Genomic DNA, 19,546 nt, shown 5'->3' on the forward strand with positions numbered 1-19,546 from the left:
TAAAACAAGGTATAGTGTAATAAGTCAAGAAATACGAACGTATGGTTGCCGTATGAAAGGTGGAAATCAGATGAGTAAACGAGAAACGTTTAACGAGACGTTTTTAAAAGCTGCGCGGGGAGAAAAAGCGGATCACACGCCTGTGTGGTATATGAGACAAGCAGGGCGCTCACAGCCGGAATACCGCAAGCTGAAGGAAAAGTACGGATTGTTTGATATTACACATCAGCCCGAACTTTGTGCGTATGTCACAAGACTGCCGGTTGAGCAATACGGAGTCGATGCTGCAATCCTTTATAAAGATATCATGACTCCGCTGCCGTCAATCGGTGTGGATGTTGAAATCAAAAACGGGATCGGCCCTGTGATTGATCAGCCAATCCGGTCTCTGTCGGACATTGAAAAACTCGGCCAAATTGATCCGGAACAGGACGTGCCGTACGTGCTTGAGACGATTAAACTGCTTGTCAATGAGCAGCTGAACGTCCCGCTCATCGGTTTCTCAGGTGCGCCTTTTACGCTTGCAAGCTATATGATCGAAGGCGGCCCGTCGAAAAACTACAATAAAACAAAAGCCTTCATGTACAGCATGCCGGATGCATGGAATCTGCTGATGTCCAAGCTTGCCGACATGATCATCGTGTACGTGAAAGCGCAGATTAAGGCAGGCGCAAAAGCGATTCAAATCTTTGATTCGTGGGTCGGCGCGCTGAATCAGGCAGATTACAGAACATACATCAAACCCGTGATGAACCGGATCTTTTCAGAGCTCGCAGAAGAGAATGTGCCGCTGATCATGTTTGGCGTCGGCGCAAGCCATCTCGCAGGTGATTGGCATGACCTTCCTCTCGATGTTGTCGGGCTTGACTGGAGACTCGGCATTGATGAAGCCAGATCAAAAGGAATTACTAAAACAGTGCAGGGCAACCTGGACCCGTCCATTTTGCTTGCGCCATGGGAAGTCATTGAGAAGAAAACGAAGGAAATACTTGATCAGGGTATGAAATCAGACGGCTTCATTTTCAATCTTGGCCATGGGGTATTTCCTGACGTCAGTCCCGAGGTTTTGAAAAAACTGACAGCGTTTGTCCATGAATATTCACAAAACAAAAAAATGGGTCAATATTCCTAAGCATATCTTTTGGTATCTTAATGATATCCTGTCAAAATGTTTGTATCAGATCATTAAAGAGGGTGTAAACAGTGAGTAGAAAGAAAATGGGGCTTCTCGTGATGGCGTACGGCACGCCTTATAAGGAAGAAGATATTGAACGTTATTATACACATATCAGAAGAGGCAGAAAGCCTGAACCTGAAATGCTTCAAGATTTGAAAGACAGATACGAAGCGATTGGCGGCATTTCACCGCTTGCCAAAATCACAGAAGAGCAGGCGCATAATCTGGAACAGTACTTGAATGAAATTCAGGATGAGATTACGTTTAAAGCGTATATCGGATTGAAGCATATCGAGCCGTTTATTGAAGACGCCGTAGCAGAGATGCATAAGGATGGCATTACAGAAGCAGTCAGCATCGTGCTGGCGCCGCATTTCTCCACGTTCAGCGTTCAGTCCTACAACAAACGTGCCAAAGAAGAGGCTGAAAAACTCGGCGGCTTAACGATTACGTCAGTTGAAAGCTGGTACGATGAACCGAAGTTCGTGAAATATTGGGTTGACCGAGTGAAGGAAACATATGCGTCAATGCCTGAGGATGAAAGAGAAAACGCAATGCTCATCGTATCCGCACACAGCCTGCCGGAAAAAATCAAAGAATTTGGAGACCCGTACCCGGACCAGCTGCATGAATCGGCGAAATTGATTGCTGAAGGCGCAGGCGTTTCCGAATATGCTGTCGGCTGGCAAAGTGAAGGGAACACGCCTGATCCTTGGCTCGGACCCGATGTTCAGGATTTAACACGTGATTTATTCGAACAAAAAGGCTATCAAGCATTTGTATATGTTCCTGTTGGATTTGTCGCGGATCACTTAGAAGTGCTTTATGATAATGATTATGAATGCAAAGTGGTGACTGACGATATCGGCGCAAGCTATTACCGGCCGGAAATGCCAAATGCCAAGCCTGAATTTATTGATGCTTTGGCAACAGTCGTATTAAAAAAATTAGGACGTTAAAGAAGGCGATGAACATGAGTGACGGCAAAAAACATGTAGTCATCATCGGCGGCGGCATTACCGGTTTAGCCGCCGCCTTCTATATGGAAAAAGAAATCAAAGAAAAGAATCTGCCGCTTGAACTGACGCTTGTTGAGGCAAGTCCGAGAGTCGGCGGAAAAATCCAGACTGTCAAGAAGGACGGCTATATCATCGAAAGAGGGCCAGACTCATTTCTGGAACGAAAGAAAAGCGCCCCGCAGCTTGTTAAAGACTTAGGTCTTGAGCATTTGCTTGTCAACAATGCGACCGGACAATCCTATGTGCTTGTAAACCGCACCCTGCATCCAATGCCGAAGGGCGCTGTAATGGGGATACCGACAAAAATTGCGCCGTTTGTTTCTACGGGTCTGTTTTCTTTGTCTGGGAAGGCGAGAGCTGCTATGGATTTCATCCTGCCTGCAAGCAAAACAAAGGATGATCAGTCATTGGGAGAATTCTTCCGCAGACGTGTCGGAGATGAAGTGGTCGAGAACTTAATCGAGCCGCTTCTATCAGGGATCTATGCAGGCGACATTGACAAGCTCAGCCTGATGTCGACATTCCCGCAATTTTACCAGACAGAACAAAAGCATAGAAGCCTGATTCTCGGCATGAAAAAAACAAGGCCTCAAGGCTCAGGCCAGCAGCTGACGGCAAAGAAGCAAGGCCAGTTCCAGACTTTGTCAACCGGATTGCAAACCCTTGTTGAAGAGATCGAAAAGCAGTTAAAGCTGACGAAGGTGTATAAAGGCACAAAAGTGACCAAGCTCAGCCGTGGCGGCTCTGGTTACTCGCTCGAATTGGATAACGGCGTCACACTTGATGCTGATTCAGTAATTGTGACTGCTCCGCATAAAGCGGCTGCGGGAATGCTTTCTGAGCTTCCTGCCATTTCTCATTTGAAAAATATGCACTCCACATCGGTGGCAAATGTCGCTTTAGGTTTCCCTGAAGGCTCCGTCGAGATGGAGCATGAGGGCACGGGTTTTGTTATTTCAAGAAACAGTGACTTTGCGATCACTGCCTGTACGTGGACGAATAAAAAATGGCCGCACGCAGCTCCGGAAGGCAAAACGCTGCTTCGGGCATATGTCGGAAAAGCTGGAGACGAATCCATTGTCGATCTATCAGATAATGACATTATCAACATTGTGTTAGAAGACTTAAAGAAAGTCATGAACATAAACGGCGAGCCGGAAATGACATGTGTCACCCGATGGCATGAAAGCATGCCGCAGTACCATGTCGGCCATAAGCAGCGTATCAAGGAGCTGCGTGAAGCACTTGCATCTGCGTATCCGGGTGTTTATATGACAGGCGCTTCTTTCGAAGGTGTCGGCATTCCCGACTGCATTGATCAAGGAAAAGCTGCCGTGTCTGACGCGCTTACCTATTTATTCAGCTAAAACCTCCGCTTTATCGCGGAGGTTTTTTTGATGTGCAATGGCAATATTGTGTAAAAAAATGATTGAATTGAACAGCAGGTTATGATACATTTGCATATGTACTTAATGACTAAAATGTTCAAACGGTCAGTTTCGAGGTGAATACAATGTCAATAGATCGAAAAAAGCTCATTTTGGAGGCGGCTACAAAGTCTTTCACGCAGTTCGGGTATAAAGCGACGACAATGGATCTTGTCGCAAAACTTGCGAACGTGGGGAAGGGAACCATTTATACTTTTTTCAAAAACAAAGAAGAGCTGTTTGACGAGATTTTCACTACTTTATTAAAGGAAATGAAGCAAAAAGCGGATGAAGCGATGGAGCCGAACCTTCCGTTCCATGAAAATGTGCACAGAGCGCTGTTTGCCATTCTGGAGTTCAGGAAAACACATCAGCTGACGATTAAAATTTTCCAAGAGAATGCCGAGATTGGTACAATGGCAGTTCAGGAAGTGATCCAGAAAATGGAGCGAGCCATACTGTCTTATATCAAAAGTAAGATTGAAGACGGGATCAAAAGCGGCGCAATCAAGCCGTGCGACCCTGAACTGACAGCCTTTGTGATGCTGAAGCTTTATATCGCGCTCATTTTTGACTGGGAAAAACAACACCCCCCGCTTGATAAAGAGACAATTGCGGGACTGCTTGAATTGTATGTTGTCAAAGGATTGTCAGCGAACTAGATAATCCTTTCTCTTTGCAAGAAAATGACCATTTTTCATGATGAGTCAGTTTTAGAATGGAGGCATCAGGATGAACACAATACGAAGTCAGTGGAAAGACATCGTAACAAGTAAAAAATTATTGATTCCCATCATCGCCATTTTGTTTGTCCCGCTTATTTACAGCGGCGTATTCTTAAAGGCTTATTGGGACCCGTACGGCACAGTTGACCAGCTGCCTGTCGTTGTCGTCAACCAAGACAAGGGAGCAACGTATGAAGGAGAAAAACTTCAAATCGGTGATGATCTGGTCAAAGAATTAAAGGATAATAACAACTTTGATTGGCATTTTTCCAATGATCTCGACCAATCGTTAAAGGACTTATTGAATCAAAAATATTATTTAGTTGTCGAGATTCCTGAGGATTTTTCTAAGAATGCCAGCACTGTATTAGACAAAAATCCGAAAAAATTGGATCTGAAATACCACACAAATGCAGGTTCTAACTATGTAGGGGCAACGATCGGCGAAAAAGCGATTGATAAACTGAAAGCCTCTGTTTCAAAAGAAGTGACCGAGCAATATACGAAAGTTATCTTTGATAACTTTAAAGATATCGCAAAAGGTTTGAGCGACGCGAGCAGCGGCGCGAAAAAAATTGATGACGGCACAAAGGATGCGAAAAACGGAAGCGCACAGCTGAAAGAAAATCTGGCGAAGCTGAAGGAAAGCACCGCTACCATCAGTGACAAAACAGCGCAGCTTGCAGATGGAGCGGCTCAGGTGACGAGCGGCATCCAATCACTTGATAGCTCGCTCGGTAAATTCCAGGACAGCAGCAACCAGATTTATGATAAATCTAGTCAGCTTGCAGCAGGATCAGGCGAACTGACAAGCAAGATGAATGAACTTCTTGCTGGACTTCAAAATGTGCAGAAGGGTGCGCCTAATCTTACTAACGGGCTGGATCAGCTCAACAGTAAAGCCCAAGAAGGTTCTGAGAAAGCAGCAAAAGCGGAAAAGCTCATTAATGCGCTCGATTTAACGAAGCTTGAAACTGCTGTAAACAATCTGGAAAAATCAGAAACTGCGATGAAGGAATTTAAAAAACAGCTGTCTGACTTTGAAAACAGCTTAAAAAACCGTGATCAGGCATTCAAAAATCTCATCAATTCGAGTGATTTCTTAACAGCGGAGCAAAAAAGCCAGTTGATCAGCTCTGTTGGAAAGCAGCTGCCGAAAGTTGATGCGCCTGATTTTGATGAAATTTTAAGTGGGCTTCCTTCAGCTGATCAGCTGCCTGACATCGCAACGATAAAAAGCTCTCTTGAAGACGTGAAAGCGCAGGTGGCGCAGGTGAAAGCCATGCCGGAAGCTACATCTAAGCTTTATAACGGCGCAAAAACAATCCAAGATGCAATTGACAGATTAACTGAGGGAGCTGATAAGATATACAATGGTTCACAGAAGCTGACAGATGGCCAAACTAAACTGACAGCCGGCATCGGTGAATATAATAAGCAGTTCGCAAAGGCAAAAGCGGGCTCAGAGCAATTGGTGACAGGAAGCAGCCAAGTATCCGGCGGATTGTTTAAGCTGTTAGACGGGTCTAAACAGGTCCAAAGCGGATCATCAAAACTTGCAGACGGATCTGCATCACTTGATACAGGTTTAGGCAAGCTATTGGACGGCACAGGAGAGCTGTCTAGTAAGCTGAAGGATGCGGCTGACCAAACAGGAGATATCGATGCTGATGATCAAACATACGGCATGTTTGCGGATCCGGTTAAAACCAAAGATGATGCCATTCATTCCGTTCCTAACTATGGAACAGGGCTGACACCTTATATCCTGTCAATGGGCTTGTATGTCGGCGGCATCATGCTGACGGTTGTCTTCCCGCTGAAGGAAGCGTCAGGACGTCCGAGAAACGGTTTTGAGTGGTTCTTCAGCAAATTCAATGTCATGATGCTTGTAGGAATCATTCAATCATTGATTGTGGCGACGGTTCTTCTATTGGGAATTGGTCTCGAGGTAGAGAGCACGTGGAGATTTTACGTGTTTACGATCATTACGAGTCTCGCTTTCCTGGCGATGATTCAATTTTTGGCTACCACGATGGGCAACCCTGGACGTTTTATCGCAGTCATTATTTTAGTGCTGCAGCTGGGAGCGAGCGGAGGAACCTTCCCGCTTGAATTGCTCCCGAATTTCTATCAGGTCATCCATGGCGCGTTGCCGATGACCTACAGCATTAACGGATTCAGAGCTGTCATTTCAAACGGTGACTTTGGCTACATGTGGCAGATGGCCGGCGTCTTAATCGGCATCGCCCTCGTCATGATTGCACTAAGCATTACTTACTTTACAATGTTAAGCCGGAAGGAAGAATCATCAGAAGAACAGCCGGCTTCATAAAGAAAAAGAACTTGTTTCCTTGGAAACAAGTTCTTTTTTTTGTTACATTCCCCATTTAATAAGCAATCCTGTATAGGTTAATCCGCCGCCAAACCCGAAAAGCAAAACAATTTGATCTTTTTTCAGCTTCCCGGCTTTCACTGCGAGATCGAGCGCCAAAACAATTGAAACCGAAGACGTGTTTCCGTAATGCTCAACACTAGTGAGCGTTTTTTCAATCGGGAACGGTGTTTTTTCACAAATTGACTCGATCATGCGCAAGTTGGCGCTGTGAGGAACAAACCAATCGAGATCATCAGAGCTGAGTCCTGCTTTATGTAAAAGCCGTTCAAATTCGCCAGGGACGGTTCTTGCGGCCCATTTATATACCTCGCGTCCGTTTTGCACCATTTTTCCAGAACCGACAAGCTGCACACCGTTTATTTCATTTCGCAGTCCGGCACGATACAAAATATCTCCGCCGTTCCCGCTTGTTCCTTGTACAGACGCAAGAAATCCCGGCGTCTCTTCATCTCGTTCCACTAACAGCGCACCAGCGGCATCGCCGAACAGAACGCATGTCGTTCGATCGGTATAATCCGTTACCTTTGATAACGTCTCTCCGGCGATCACGAGAATTTTTTGATGAAGGCCAGATGTGATCAATCCATTTGCCAAATGGAGGCCGTAAGTCAGCCCGGCGCATGTCGCATTAATATCCAGCGCGCCGGTGCTTTCCCAGCCGAAATATTCCTGTACGCGGCATGCCGTACTCGGAAAGGCGTAATCGGATGTGGTTGTGGCAACGAGGATCATATCGACATCATCAAGTGTTCCTTTATAACGGCTCTTGAGATTCTTCACCGCTTCTATGCATAAATCAGAGGTAAATTGATGTTCATCCGCAATCCGGCGTTCTCTCATTCCTGTGCGCTGAACGATCCATTCATCAGAGGTATCAACGATCTTTTCTAAATCTGCATTGGTTAAACGTCTGCTCGGCGCATAGGTGCCGATAGCTGTAATTTTTGCTTTTGACATATGAATCACTCCTTATGGTCAGATTATAACACTAGATATTAGTATCTGGTACTAAAAAGGAGGTTTTTTTACAAAAAAAGAGAAGTGTAGAATAGGGAATCTATGAAAAAGAAAAAGGAGGCTGAAAAATGGTCAGTCAAGAAGCAGTAGTCTTTTTGGCATTATCCGGGGCTATTGCGTTTCTGTTGCCAATCGGGCTGATTGTATGGTTTAAGCGAAAGTATGGCGCCTCGCTTAAAGTATTTTTTATTGGCGCTCTCACGTTTTTTGTCTTCGCTCAGCTGCTGGAAGGCGGCGTTCATGTTTATGTACTGCAAGTGAATGAAATCTCGAAAGAAGTGATGCAACATCCATTATGGTATGGCGTTTACGGCTGCTTGATGGCCGGAATTTTTGAGGAGTGCGGAAGGTATATGATGATGCGATTTTTTATGAAGCGCCATCATACTTGGGCGGATGGTCTGGCTTTCGGGGCAGGCCATGGCGGGCTTGAAGCCATCCTGATTACAGGCTTGACCTCTATCTCACTTATTGTATACGCATTTGCAATCAATAGCGGGACGTTTGAACAGCTTTTGGTCAATGGCGACGTCAAACGGGCGCTTTTGCCGATACAGGAGCAGCTGCTGCATACTCCTTCGTATGAATGGATGCTGGGCGGAATAGAAAGAATCAGTGCCATTGCCGTCCAAATTGGGCTGTCTCTGCTTGTTTTGTACGCGGTTAAAAGCCGCCGGTCGCTGTTTTTGTTGTATTCTATTCTTTTACATGCACTGTTTAATGTACCGGCGGTTTTATATCAGAGAGGAATCATAGAGCATGCTGCAGCTGTTGAAATCATTATTGCTCTTATAGCGGCTTTATCAGTTTATTGGATTGTAAAAGCAAAAAGGGTGTTTCAATAAAAGGTCCAAGCAGCAGCAATGCCCGCTTGGAAAAATGTGAATGGAAATATTCATTAAGCATGGGTCATCAGAATATTTCTGATTCAGTCTTTACAATGACAGCAAGAATGTCTGTGTTTTTTACAAGAGAAACAATGGTGTTTCTTTTTCTTCTTCTCGCAAGGGTCATGGCATTCTTTCTTTTTCTTGCAATGGTCGTGGAAATCTTTATCGAACCACTCGTCAAAGAACCAAAAATCATCGAACCAATCGTGACAACGACATTTCTGTTCATGTGAATGACGACAGCACATAGAAATCCCTCCTCTTCCCATGCTCTCTACAGCATATGAGAGATTGATAGGAAAAGATTGGACGGGTCCCTCGGGAAAAGAGTATATTTTAAGTAGAAAATAAAAGGAGGAATGCCCTATGACGTCTGTACGTAAAACGATGGAGCTCATTAAAGAACTGGTATCGATCCCAAGCCCGACCGGAAATACATATGAGGTGATCAATTATATTGAAAGCCTTTTAAAAGAATGGAAGGTAGAAACGGTTCGGAACCACAAGGGCGGCTTAATTGCAACGCTTCCAGGACGCGACACATCCCGGCATCGCATGCTGACTGCGCACGTTGACACCCTCGGCGCTATGGTAAAGGAAATTAAAGCGGACGGCCGGCTGAAAATCGATTTAATCGGCGGGTTCCGCTACAACTCGATTGAGGGGGAGTATTGCCAAATTGAAACCGACTCAGGAAAAACGTACACAGGCACAATCTTAATGCATCAAACGTCTGTGCACGTATACAAAGACGCGGGAAAGGCTGAGCGGAATCAAGAGAATATGGAGATCCGCCTAGATGAACCTGTTCACTGCCGGAAAGATACGGAGGAGCTTGGCATTGGCGTCGGAGACTTTGTGTCGTTTGATCCACGTGTCGAGATCACATCAAGCGGATTTATTAAATCGCGCCATTTGGATGACAAAGCAAGCGTCGCCTTATTGCTCCGCTTAATTCATGAAATTCAAACAGAAGACATTGAGCTGCCGTATACAACCCATTTTCTTATTTCCAATAATGAAGAAATCGGTTACGGCGGGAATTCGAATATTCCTCCTGAAACAGTTGAATATTTGGCGGTTGATATGGGCGCTATCGGTGACGGGCAGGCGACAGATGAATATTCAGTATCAATCTGTGTGAAGGATGCGAGCGGGCCGTATCATTATCAGCTCAGAAAGCATTTAGTTCAATTAGCCGAGAAGCATCATATTGACTATAAGCTTGATATATATCCGTACTACGGGTCTGATGCGTCAGCAGCGATCAAATCCGGGCATGATATTGTGCATGGCCTCATAGGGCCGGGAATTGACGCTTCCCATGCATTTGAACGCACCCATAAATCATCTCTTCGCCATACCGCTAAGCTTCTGTATTACTATGTACAGTCACCAATGGTATAAGGGGGAGGACCAATGAAGATTTATAAGCTGAAAAGCACATTCGGCTGGGAAGGTGATGATGGGTTGGGAGAACAGCTGATTCAGCAGATCCTTGCCGGAGAAAAAACCGCCACGTGCGCGCCGAAATCATTGTATTCAAAAGATGAATTGAGGGACGTTTATCAAACAGCGGGTCAGCTTGTTACCGTTTATGATAAACATGACAATCCAAGATGCAATATAAAAGTGACAGATGTCTTTGAAACCACCTTTGGTGCGCCTGATATGAGGTTAGTCAAAGGAGAGGGCAATGGAGACCGAATTGAGGAGTTTCAAGAGGATCATCGGATGGCATGGGCGGAACTGATCAAAAGCGGTGAACTGGAGCTGAATGAGGATACTGTTTTGATTACAGAACTGTTTGTGCTTGTTAAAGATTAAAAAAGCCTGCGGGGCAAGAACCCCGCAGGCTTTTCATTAACCAGAAATGGTTGCGTTTTGTTCTGTTTTCGATTGGGACATAACAGTTTCTGCTTTCGCAGGATTAAACATGCCTTCCCATTTAGACATCACAACGGCAGCAAGCGCGTTACCAGTCAGGTTGACAACTGTACGTGCCATATCCATGATGCGGTCTACGCCGGCAATAAAGGCAAGTCCTTCAGCCGGAACGCCGATGGTGCCAAGCGTTGCAAGCAAGACAACAAAAGAAGTACCAGGCACGGCAGCCATCCCTTTGGATGTCACCATTAAGACGAGCACAAGCGTAATTTGGTGCCAAATCGTCAAATCAATGCCATATACCTGTGCTAAAAAGAGTGCGGCAATAGATTGATAGAGAACGGAACCGTCTAAGTTAAACGTGTAACCGATCGGAATGACAAATGAAACAATGCCTTTTGGACATCCGATTTTCTCCATTTTTTCCATGATACGCGGAAGAACCGTTTCAGAGCTGGAAGTACTGAACGCCAGTAAGATTTCGTCCTTCATGTAAGCAAGGAACTTGAAGATGCTGATGCCGGCAATTTTTGCGACAATCCCGAAAATAACAATTAAGAAGAAAGCAAGCGCGACATAAACCAATCCGACGAGCTTTCCGAGAGAGATAAGAGAACCGAGTCCAAATTTAGACACAGTCACTCCGATAAGAGCGAAAACGCCGAATGGCGCCACTTTCATCACAAGGTTTACAACGTGGAACATGGCATGGGATACACCTTCAAAAAAGGCTAATACAGGCTTGCCTCTTTCACCGATTGCGGAAATACCCAATGCAAATAGTACTGTAAAGCAGATGATGGCTAGAAGATCCCCTTCGACCAATGACTGGAAGAAGTTTGTCGGCACAATATGGAGGAACGTTTCTGCCACTGATTTATTACTTTGTTCTTTTTCAGTTTCAACATATTGACTGATGTCCGATTTTTGAGCTTCGTGTATATTAACTCCTGTACCCGGATGGAAGATGTTTGCAAGGGCTAGTCCGAGAATAATAGCAAAAGTCGTGATGATCTCGAAGTACAGAATCGTTCTGAAGCCTAATTTACCGACTTGCTTTCCATTTCCTGCACCGGCTACACCGATGATTAAGCTGGAGACAACAATAGGAATCACTATCATTTTGATTAAGCGTAAAAAGAGATCCCCGATTGGCTGCAGGTAAGTAGGCAATGCTGGGTTGCCATACCAAATGACGCCAACAATGACACCTAGAATAAGTCCAACGAATATTTGTGTGGCTAATCCAAACTTAATTCTTTTCATAGATTACCTCCCAAAAAACAAAGTATCAACATATATCATGAATAGACATATATTTAATCTCACTATTAGATCAAATTATAATAGATAAGAAATCAATTCGTCTATAGTAAATTATATTTCGAAAATAAAGAATATTCAATGACATTATGGCAATCACCAGAATTATCTAAAAACAGGTGAGCTTTGACCTAACCTGACTATTATTTCAAAATTAAGAGATATGTGAAAAAATAAGAAAATCCCACGCGTAAGGCGCGGGATTTTCGCTCATTACAAATCGTTTACTTTTATACAGTCATTGCAGATATTACCATAGCACTCATGCTGCTCTTCTATCTTTTTTCCGCATTCCGCACACTTTTTCGAAGGCAGGTTTCTAAAAAATTCTGTGATTTTCCCCAGCATAACCAATCCCTCTTTCCCCTTTGTAGTGATTTCATTGTAATATAACAGATTACAAAAATCAATAACTGTTTTGATACAATGTTTAAAACATGCTTTTTTCAAGAAAAATGGGTATATTGAAGGAGGATCAATTTTTTTGAAAAGATAGGAGGACATTATGAAAGTTACAGTTATCGGATGCTATGGCGGTTTTCCGGCCGCAAATGAAGCGACGTCAGGCTATTTGTTTCAGTCAGGTGATTACTCTCTGCTTGTTGATTGCGGCAGTGCCGTATTGTCTAAGCTGTTCGGATATGTGCCGGCGGAAAAGCTGGATGCGGTCGTTCTGTCTCATTATCACCATGACCATATCGCTGATATCGGGCCGCTGCAATTTGCCAAGCAAGTCGGTTCGTTTCTCGGCAAAGGAGAGCATACGCTTCCGATTTACGGACATGATGCTGATATAGAACAGTTTCAAAAGCTTACATATAAAACACATACGAAAGGGATCGCCTATCAGCCGGATCAGCCGCTGACTGCAGGTCCGTTTACGATCACCTTTTTAAAAACGATTCACCCGGTGACGTGCTATGCCATGCGGATTACTGACGGCAGCCACACTGTCGTTTATACTGCTGATTCCAGCTATCAGGATTCATTTATACCGTTTTCGAAAGATGCTGATTTATTGATCTCGGAATGCAATTTTTATGCCGATCAAGACGGAACAAGTGCAGGCCATATGAACAGCCTGGAAGCCGGGCGCATTGCAAAAGAAGCGGGAGCGGGAGAACTGCTGCTGACACATTTGCCGCATTTTGGCGTGCATGACAACCTTCGCAAAGAAGCGAAAACCGTTTTTAACGGAGAAGTGAATATTGCGAAATCAGGTTTTGTGTGGGAAGGATAAAGGAGGAGCACCATGTTATTTATAGACAATCAAAATATCAATGATCCGCGGATCAATCTTGCTATCGAGGAGTACTGTGTAAAGCATTTAGACCCTGAACAGCAATATTTGCTCTTTTATGTGAATCAACCGTCTATTATCATTGGGAAAAACCAAAATACAATAGAAGAAATCAATACAAAATATGTAGAGGAAAACGGGATTATCGTCGTCCGCCGTTTATCAGGCGGGGGCGCTGTGTACCATGATCTGGGGAACTTGAACTTCAGCTTTATTACCAAGGATGACGGGGACAGCTTTCATAACTTTAAAAAATTCACTGAGCCGGTGATTCAGGCGTTACATCAGCTTGGGGTTGAAGCGGAATTAAGCGGCCGGAACGACATTGTAGTGGATGGCCGGAAAATATCCGGAAACGCTCAGTTTGCAACGAAAGGCCGTATTTTCAGCCACGGCACCCTCATGTTTGATTCAGCTATAGATCATGTTGTATCAGCATTAAAGGTGAAAAAGGATAAAATTGAATCAAAAGGCATCAAATCGATCAGAAGCCGAGTGGCAAACATCAGTGAGTTTCTCGATGATAAAATGACCACCGAAGAATTCCGCAGCCATTTGCTTCGCCATATTTTTAACACAAACGACATTGGAAACGTGCCGGAGTATAAGCTGACGGAAAAAGATTGGGAGACCATTCATCAAATTTCGAAAGAGCGCTATCAGAATTGGGATTGGAACTACGGCCGCTCACCGAAATTTAACCTTAATCATTCGAAACGTTATCCGGTTGGATCGATCGATTTGCGCCTAGAGGTCAAGAAAGGCAAAATCGAGGACTGCAAAATCTTCGGAGATTTCTTCGGTGTCGGTGATGTATCTGAAATTGAAAACCTGCTGGTCGGAAAACAATACGAACGCAGCGTCATCGCTGATGTGCTCGAAGGTGTGAATCTCAAGCATTACTTTGGGAACATTACGAAAGAGGATTTCCTTGATCTGATTTATTAAGGGCAAAACACATCGTTTGAAAGAGCGGTTGTGTTTTTGAAATAATGGAGGCAGGAGGGATTCACATGAAAGTGTTTTTAATCGGAGCGAACGGACAAATCGGGCAAAGACTCGTCTCTTTATTCCAAGATAATCCTGATCATTCCATCAGAGCGATGGTCAGAAAAGAAGAACAGAAAGCGTCTCTTGAAGCTGCCGGTGCAGAAGCTGTGCTTGCGAATCTGGAGGGCAGCCCGGAAGAAATCGCCGCTGCGGCAAAAGGCTGTGACGCGATCATTTTCACAGCCGGTTCCGGCGGCAGCACAGGCTATGATAAAACGCTGCTGGTGGATCTTGATGGAGCGGCAAAAGCCATTGAAGCTGCGGACATTGCCGGAATCAAACGGTTTATTATGGTCAGCGCCCTGCAAGCCCATAACCGTGAAAATTGGAATGAGGCACTCAAACCTTATTATGTAGCCAAGCATTATGCTGATAAAATTCTGAAAGCGAGCGGTTTAACCTATACGATTATCCGTCCGGGAGGCCTTCGCAATGAGCCTGGAATGGGAACTGTTTCAGCAGCTAAGAATCTGGAGCGGGGATTTATTTCCCGTGATGACGTTGCAAAAACGGTCATTGCCTCTTTAGATGAGAAGAATACGGAAAATCGGGCCTTTGATCTGACCGAAGGAGATATACCGATTGCCGAAGCATTGAAGAAACTATGACAGTACTGACACTCAGGGCTTTTTGCTCTTGAGTGTTTTTTTCTGTTTCTCTATAATGGAGGAGAAAGCTAGGCTTCAATAATGAATGACTATTCATTCACTTTAAGGGGTGGGAGAATGAATCTTGTTTCAAAATTGGAAGAAACAGCATCTGAGAAGCCCGACAGCATCGCATGCAGGTTTAAAGATCACTTGATGACGTATCAAGAGCTGAATGAACATATTCAGCGATTTGCGGACGGCCTTCAGGAAGCCGGTATGGAGAAAGGGGACCATCTAGCTTTGCTGCTTGGCAATTCGCCTGATTTTATCATCGCGTTTTTTGGCGCTTTAAAAGCTGGGATCGTGGTTGTTCCCATCAATCCGTTGTACACGCCGACAGAAATTGGTTATATGCTGACAAATGGCGATGTAAAGGCGATTGTGGGCGTTAGCCAGCTTTTGCCGCTTTATGAGAGCATGCATGATTCGCTGCCAAAGGTTGAGCTCGTCATTTTATGCCAGACGAGGGAGGAGGAGCCGGAAGCTGCGGACCCAGAGGTCAGGATGAAAATGACAACGTTTGCAAAAATATTGCGCCCGACATCTGCCGCTAAACAAAACCAAGAACCTGTACCTGATGATACCGCGGTTATTTTATATACGTCAGGAACGACTGGAAAACCGAAAGGCGCGATGCTGACACATCAGAATTTGTACAGCAATGCCAACGATGTCGCAGGCTATTTGGGAATGGATGAGAGGGACAATGTGGTCTGCGCTCTTCCCATGTTTCACGTGTTTTGTTTAACCGTCTGCATGAATGCACCGCTGATGAGCGGCGCAACTGTCTTGATTGAGCCTCAATTCAGTCCGGCATCTGTTTTTAAGCTTGTTAAGCAGCAGCAGGCGACCATTTTTGCCGGTGTGCCTACAATGTATAACTACTTGTTTCAGCATGAAAACGGAAAGAAAGATGATTTTTCTTCGATCCGGCTGTGCATTTCGGGAGGCGCGGCCATGCCAGTCGCGTTGCTGACGGCGTTTGAAGAAAAATTCGGTGTTACCATTTTGGAAGGCTACGGGCTCTCGGAAGCATCACCCGTCACGTGCTTTAACCCGTTTGACAGGGGCAGAAAGCCGGGCTCCATCGGGACAAGTATCTTACATGTCGAAAACAAGGTCGTAGATCCGCTCGGACGCGAGCTGCCCGCTCACCAGGTCGGTGAATTGATCGTGAAAGGCCCCAATGTGATGAAGGGCTATTATAAAATGCCGATGGAAACAGAGCATGCATTAAAAGACGGGTGGCTTTATACGGGGGACTTGGCAAGACGGGATGAGGACGGCTATTTTTACATTGTTGACCGGAAAAAAGACATGATCATTGTAGGAGGATACAATGTGTATCCGCGGGAGGTGGAGGAGGTGCTGTACAGCCATCCGGACGTCAAGGAGGCGGTTGTCATCGGCGTGCCGGACCCCCAAAGCGGGGAAGCGGTAAAGGGATATGTGGTGCCGAAACGCTCTGGGGTAACAGAGGAGGACATCATGCAGCACTGCGAAAAGTATCTGGCAAAATACAAGCGGCCTGCCGCCATTACGTTTCTTGACGATATTCCGAAAAATGCGACGGGGAAAATGCTCAGACGGGCACTGAGAGATATTTTGCCCCAATAAAATGAAAAAGCGAAGCGGTTAGCTTCGCTTTTTCATTTTCAATCCTTTGCTTCTTTTTTAATAATATTTAGCAGCGCCTTTGTATCATTTTTGCTTAATTTGTAGTATGTGCCATCCTTCAAAAAAACGGCTTGCTGGCTGCCGTCAATCCATAGTCTGAATGAGTCATACCGGTCTTTATGAAACTTGATTGTCCCTTCGTAATCAGGGGCTGATGTTTTTTCTGTCTTCACCTGTTTTCCCTGATTCATAATATCCAGCATATCTTTGACGTGCTGTCTTTTTTCAATCTCGATATCTTCCTGGCCGCTTGAAGACAGTGTGATCAAATCCGCGTCTACCGATTGATACACATCGCCTGATCGGCTGTAAAGATAAAAAAATGCTATAAACACAAGACCGATTACCACGATGGCTGCCACTATTTTTTTCATTTGCATCACTCCAAACATTGTTAGTTTTCCCAGCGATCGGGTTTTCCATGCTTAAAAGGATGGAAAAGTGCGGAACACAGCTTGGTTCTAAGAATTTGAATTTATGATTACAATAGAAGTAACGGGTTGATGTGAGGAGTGAGGCGTTATGCGCAAGTGGATTGCGGCAGCAGGACTTGCTTACGTGCTGTACGGGCTGTTTTTTTATTGGTATTTTTTCCTGTCGGGTGATTCTGCAATACCGGAAGCCGTGAAAGGGACGCAGGCTGATCCGGCTTCTTTCATGAAGCCGTCTGAGTTGGCAGTGGCCGAGCAGTATTCGAATGTCAAGAATTTTTTATTTTTTATCGGGGTACCACTTGATTGGTTTCTGTTTTTTGTTCTGCTTGTCAGCGGTGTTTCAAAGAAAATCAAGAAATGGATGGAAGCGGCCGTGCCTTTTCGGTTTTTGCAGACTGTAGGTTTTGTGTTTGTGCTTTCGCTGATTACAACATTGGTGACGCTGCCTTTAGATTGGATAGGCTATCAAGTATCGCTTGACTATAACATTTCCACACAGACAACGGCCAGCTGGGCTAAGGATCAGGTTATCAGCTTTTGGATCAGCTTTCCAATCTTTACGCTTTGCGTTCTCGTTTTTTATTGGCTGATCAAAAGGCATGAAAAAAAATGGTGGTTATACGCCTGGCTGTTAACAGTGCCGTTTTCGCTTTTTCTGTTTTTTATTCAGCCGGTCATTATCGATCCTTTATACAATGAATTTTATCCGCTGAAAAACAAAGAGCTTGAAAGCAAAATTTTAGAGCTGGCAGATGAAGCCAATATTCCGGCTGATCATGTATATGAAGTGAACATGTCAGAAAAAACAAATGCGCTGAATGCCTATGTTACAGGAATCGGGGCTAACAAACGGATTGTATTGTGGGATACGACACTGAACAAACTTGACGATTCAGAAATCCTGTTTATTATGGGCCACGAAATGGGCCATTATGTCATGAAGCACGTTTACATCGGTCTGGCTGGTTATTTGCTCGTGTCGCTCGCCGGATTTTATGTCATTGATAAGCTTTACAAGCGGACGGTTCGCCTAACCCGCAGCATGTTTCATTTAGAAGGGCGGCATGATCTTGCGGCACTTCCGCTGGTATTGCTTTTGTTTTCTGTTTTGAGCTTTGCGGTTACGCCTTTTTCAAATGCTGTCTCGCGTTATCAGGAGAATAAGGCTGACCAGTATGGGATCGAGTTGACAGAGAACAGAGAAGCCGCTGTTAAAACGTTTCAGGATTTGGCCGTGACGGGGCTGAGCCAGGTTGATCCTCCGGTGCTTGTGAAGATTTTCAGAGGCAGCCATCCTTCGATCATGGAACGGATTCAACATGCGGAGAAAGAAGAGAAAACGCCGGAACATCCTGCCACAGAACAGGATAATGGCAAATAAAAAGAAGCAGGTATGGAGGAACCTGCTTCTTTTTACTATTATTGTGCAGCTGCTTGTACGTTGATTAACCCTTTTCCATAGTAGAAAGAGTTTCCAAGGTATGTTGCAGTGCTTTCTAAACGATCACGGACTTGCGCGTTTGTCCAAGTCGGGTGCTTAGAAAGAATTAACGCTGCTGCTCCGGCAACGTGAGGAGTCGCCATGGACGTGCCGTTGTAAGCACCGTAAGTGCCTCCAGGAAGTGTGCTTTGGATGGATACGCCAGGAGCCATCACATCAAGCTCAGAACCTGCGCTTGAGAATGAAGCTCTTTGGTTGCTGCTGTTTACCGCACCTACCGCAATAGTGGAAGGATATTTTGCAGGGTAGCCGACTGTGCTTGAGCTTCCGGACGAACCTTCGTTTCCGGCAGCGGCAGCAACGACGATACCGCTGGAAACGGCTTTATCAACGACTGTTTTCAGCGCTGTAGAACCAGAAGGTCCGCCAAGGCTCATGTTAATAACATCCATATTGTTGGAAATGGCCCATTCAATGCCGTTAATAATCCAGCTATATTGGCCGCTTCCTGTTGAATCAAGCACTTTTACTGCATATAATGATGCGCTTGGCGCTACGCCCAGAACACCGATTGAGTTATTAAGAGCGGCAATCGTACCGGCTACATGCGTACCGTGAGAACTGCCGTCCTGGTATGGGTTTGTTTCAGAAGGTACGAAGCTTGCTCCGCCTCTGACGTTTAAGTCAGGATGAGAAGAGTCAATTCCGCTGTCGATAACAGCTACTTTTACGTTAGAGCCTGTGTAGCCTTGAGAGTGAAGAGCCGGCGCTTTAATTTGAGAAATGCCATAAGGAACAGATTGCGCATATTCATGTGCAATATGATCTTCTTCCACATATGCAACGCTCGGATCTTTTTTCAATTCTTTTACAGCTTTTTCATCCAATGTTGCTGCGGCCGCGTTAACATACTTAAATTGCTTTTGAACCTTTCCGCCTTTTTCAGAAATAACATCCTTTTTCTTGGCGGAACTCATGGCACTCATTGTCTGTTTAAATCCGACAATGTATTTCTTTTCTGTACTGCTTTTTCCGGCAGCCTGCGCAGACATGTTGCTGAACGCCATCGTAAAGATTAACGTTAACGCAAACAACAAGCTGATCCACAATTTTTTGCTTCTCACTCTTTAC

At 44.9% G+C, this 19,546-nt stretch carries 19 protein-coding genes; 14 read left to right on the forward strand and 5 right to left on the reverse strand.

Going from position 1 to position 19,546, the window contains the following annotated elements; translation table 11 throughout:
- Window positions 1–70 precede the first annotated feature (70 nt).
- The 5 genes from hemE (at window position 71) to QF06_RS04010 (ending at window position 6,683) form a co-directional block, all read left to right on the forward strand.
- Window positions 71–1,132, forward strand: coding sequence for a uroporphyrinogen decarboxylase (gene hemE / locus QF06_RS03990; RefSeq protein ID WP_015715610.1), 1,062 nt, complete (start codon window positions 71–73; stop codon window positions 1,130–1,132).
- Window positions 1,133–1,203: 71 nt separating this feature from the next.
- Window positions 1,204–2,136, forward strand: a complete 933-nt coding sequence (gene hemH, locus QF06_RS03995) for a ferrochelatase (RefSeq protein ID WP_015715611.1) — start codon at window positions 1,204–1,206, stop codon at window positions 2,134–2,136.
- A 14-nt stretch (window positions 2,137–2,150) separates the two neighbouring features.
- The gene (gene hemY / locus QF06_RS04000; protein WP_015715612.1) at window positions 2,151–3,563 is read left to right on the forward strand and encodes a protoporphyrinogen oxidase; all 1,413 of its coding nucleotides are present in this window, start codon (window positions 2,151–2,153) and stop codon (window positions 3,561–3,563) included.
- Between the two features lie 146 nt (window positions 3,564–3,709).
- Complete coding sequence (locus QF06_RS04005) at window positions 3,710–4,285, forward strand: TetR/AcrR family transcriptional regulator (RefSeq protein WP_014479348.1); 576 nt, start codon at window positions 3,710–3,712, stop codon at window positions 4,283–4,285.
- A gap of 70 nt (window positions 4,286–4,355) precedes the next feature.
- Window positions 4,356–6,683 (forward strand): YhgE/Pip domain-containing protein, encoded by a 2,328-nt coding sequence (locus QF06_RS04010; protein ID WP_015715614.1) that lies wholly within the window; start codon window positions 4,356–4,358, stop codon window positions 6,681–6,683.
- Between the two features lie 42 nt (window positions 6,684–6,725).
- Here the strand turns inward: QF06_RS04010 and fabHB are convergent, their stop codons facing one another.
- On the reverse strand, window positions 6,726–7,703 hold the full coding sequence (gene fabHB, locus QF06_RS04015; RefSeq protein WP_003233200.1) for a beta-ketoacyl-ACP synthase III FabHB: 978 nt from the start codon (window positions 7,701–7,703) through the stop codon (window positions 6,726–6,728).
- A 128-nt stretch (window positions 7,704–7,831) separates the two neighbouring features.
- Here fabHB and QF06_RS04020 point away from each other — a divergent pair, with 128 nt between their 5' ends.
- The 4 genes from QF06_RS04020 (at window position 7,832) to QF06_RS04035 (ending at window position 10,480) form a co-directional block, all read left to right on the forward strand.
- Window positions 7,832–8,608: a YhfC family intramembrane metalloprotease gene (locus QF06_RS04020; protein WP_043940088.1), complete on the forward strand. Its 777-nt coding sequence runs from the start codon at window positions 7,832–7,834 to the stop codon at window positions 8,606–8,608.
- 59 nt (window positions 8,609–8,667) lie between these two features.
- Complete coding sequence (locus QF06_RS22000; RefSeq protein WP_170948348.1) at window positions 8,668–8,886, forward strand: hypothetical protein; 219 nt, start codon at window positions 8,668–8,670, stop codon at window positions 8,884–8,886.
- A gap of 133 nt (window positions 8,887–9,019) precedes the next feature.
- Entirely contained in the window at window positions 9,020–10,060 is a 1,041-nt protein-coding gene (locus QF06_RS04030) for a M42 family metallopeptidase (RefSeq protein ID WP_015715617.1), read from the forward strand.
- A gap of 12 nt (window positions 10,061–10,072) precedes the next feature.
- A complete protein-coding gene (locus QF06_RS04035) occupies window positions 10,073–10,480 on the forward strand; it encodes an ASCH domain-containing protein (RefSeq protein ID WP_003233192.1) in 408 nt (135 codons plus the stop codon).
- 36 nt (window positions 10,481–10,516) lie between these two features.
- On the opposite strand, the gene gltT is transcribed toward QF06_RS04035, so the two are convergent.
- Together gltT and yhfH are read right to left on the reverse strand one after the other, a co-directional pair.
- A complete protein-coding gene (gene gltT / locus QF06_RS04040) occupies window positions 10,517–11,806 on the reverse strand; it encodes a glutamate/proton symporter GltT (RefSeq protein WP_003245579.1) in 1,290 nt (429 codons plus the stop codon).
- Between the two features lie 270 nt (window positions 11,807–12,076).
- Window positions 12,077–12,211 carry a protein YhfH gene (gene yhfH / locus QF06_RS20965; protein ID WP_003244802.1) on the reverse strand — a complete coding sequence of 45 codons (135 nt, stop codon included), beginning with the start codon at window positions 12,209–12,211 and terminating at the stop codon, window positions 12,077–12,079.
- Between the two features lie 157 nt (window positions 12,212–12,368).
- On the opposite strand from yhfH, the gene QF06_RS04045 reads away from it, so the two are divergent.
- The 4 genes from QF06_RS04045 to lcfB all read left to right on the forward strand — a co-directional run bounded on the left by QF06_RS04045 (window position 12,369) and on the right by lcfB (window position 16,480).
- A complete protein-coding gene (locus QF06_RS04045) occupies window positions 12,369–13,103 on the forward strand; it encodes an MBL fold metallo-hydrolase (protein ID WP_003233185.1) in 735 nt (244 codons plus the stop codon).
- Window positions 13,104–13,115: 12 nt separating this feature from the next.
- A complete protein-coding gene (gene lplJ / locus QF06_RS04050; RefSeq protein WP_014479356.1) occupies window positions 13,116–14,111 on the forward strand; it encodes a lipoate--protein ligase in 996 nt (331 codons plus the stop codon).
- A 65-nt stretch (window positions 14,112–14,176) separates the two neighbouring features.
- Window positions 14,177–14,821 (forward strand): SDR family oxidoreductase, encoded by a 645-nt coding sequence (locus QF06_RS04055; protein ID WP_015715618.1) that lies wholly within the window; start codon window positions 14,177–14,179, stop codon window positions 14,819–14,821.
- Window positions 14,822–14,938: 117 nt separating this feature from the next.
- Window positions 14,939–16,480 (forward strand): long-chain-fatty-acid--CoA ligase LcfB, encoded by a 1,542-nt coding sequence (lcfB, locus tag QF06_RS04060; protein WP_015715619.1) that lies wholly within the window; start codon window positions 14,939–14,941, stop codon window positions 16,478–16,480.
- A 38-nt stretch (window positions 16,481–16,518) separates the two neighbouring features.
- Here lcfB and QF06_RS04065 read toward each other — a convergent pair whose 3' ends face one another.
- On the reverse strand, window positions 16,519–16,914 hold the full coding sequence (locus tag QF06_RS04065) for a YhfM domain-containing protein (RefSeq protein ID WP_003245187.1): 396 nt from the start codon (window positions 16,912–16,914) through the stop codon (window positions 16,519–16,521).
- A gap of 148 nt (window positions 16,915–17,062) precedes the next feature.
- On the opposite strand from QF06_RS04065, the gene QF06_RS04070 reads away from it, so the two are divergent.
- Window positions 17,063–18,355: a M48 family metallopeptidase gene (locus tag QF06_RS04070; protein WP_015715620.1), complete on the forward strand. Its 1,293-nt coding sequence runs from the start codon at window positions 17,063–17,065 to the stop codon at window positions 18,353–18,355.
- A 38-nt stretch (window positions 18,356–18,393) separates the two neighbouring features.
- Here the strand turns inward: QF06_RS04070 and aprE are convergent, their stop codons facing one another.
- Window positions 18,394–19,539, reverse strand: a complete 1,146-nt coding sequence (aprE, locus tag QF06_RS04075) for a subtilisin AprE (protein ID WP_015715621.1) — start codon at window positions 19,537–19,539, stop codon at window positions 18,394–18,396.
- Window positions 19,540–19,546: the final 7 nt, after the last annotated feature.

This window comes from Bacillus sp. YP1, from assembly GCF_000877815.1.
GTDB classification, from domain to species: domain Bacteria; phylum Bacillota; class Bacilli; order Bacillales; family Bacillaceae; genus Bacillus; species Bacillus subtilis.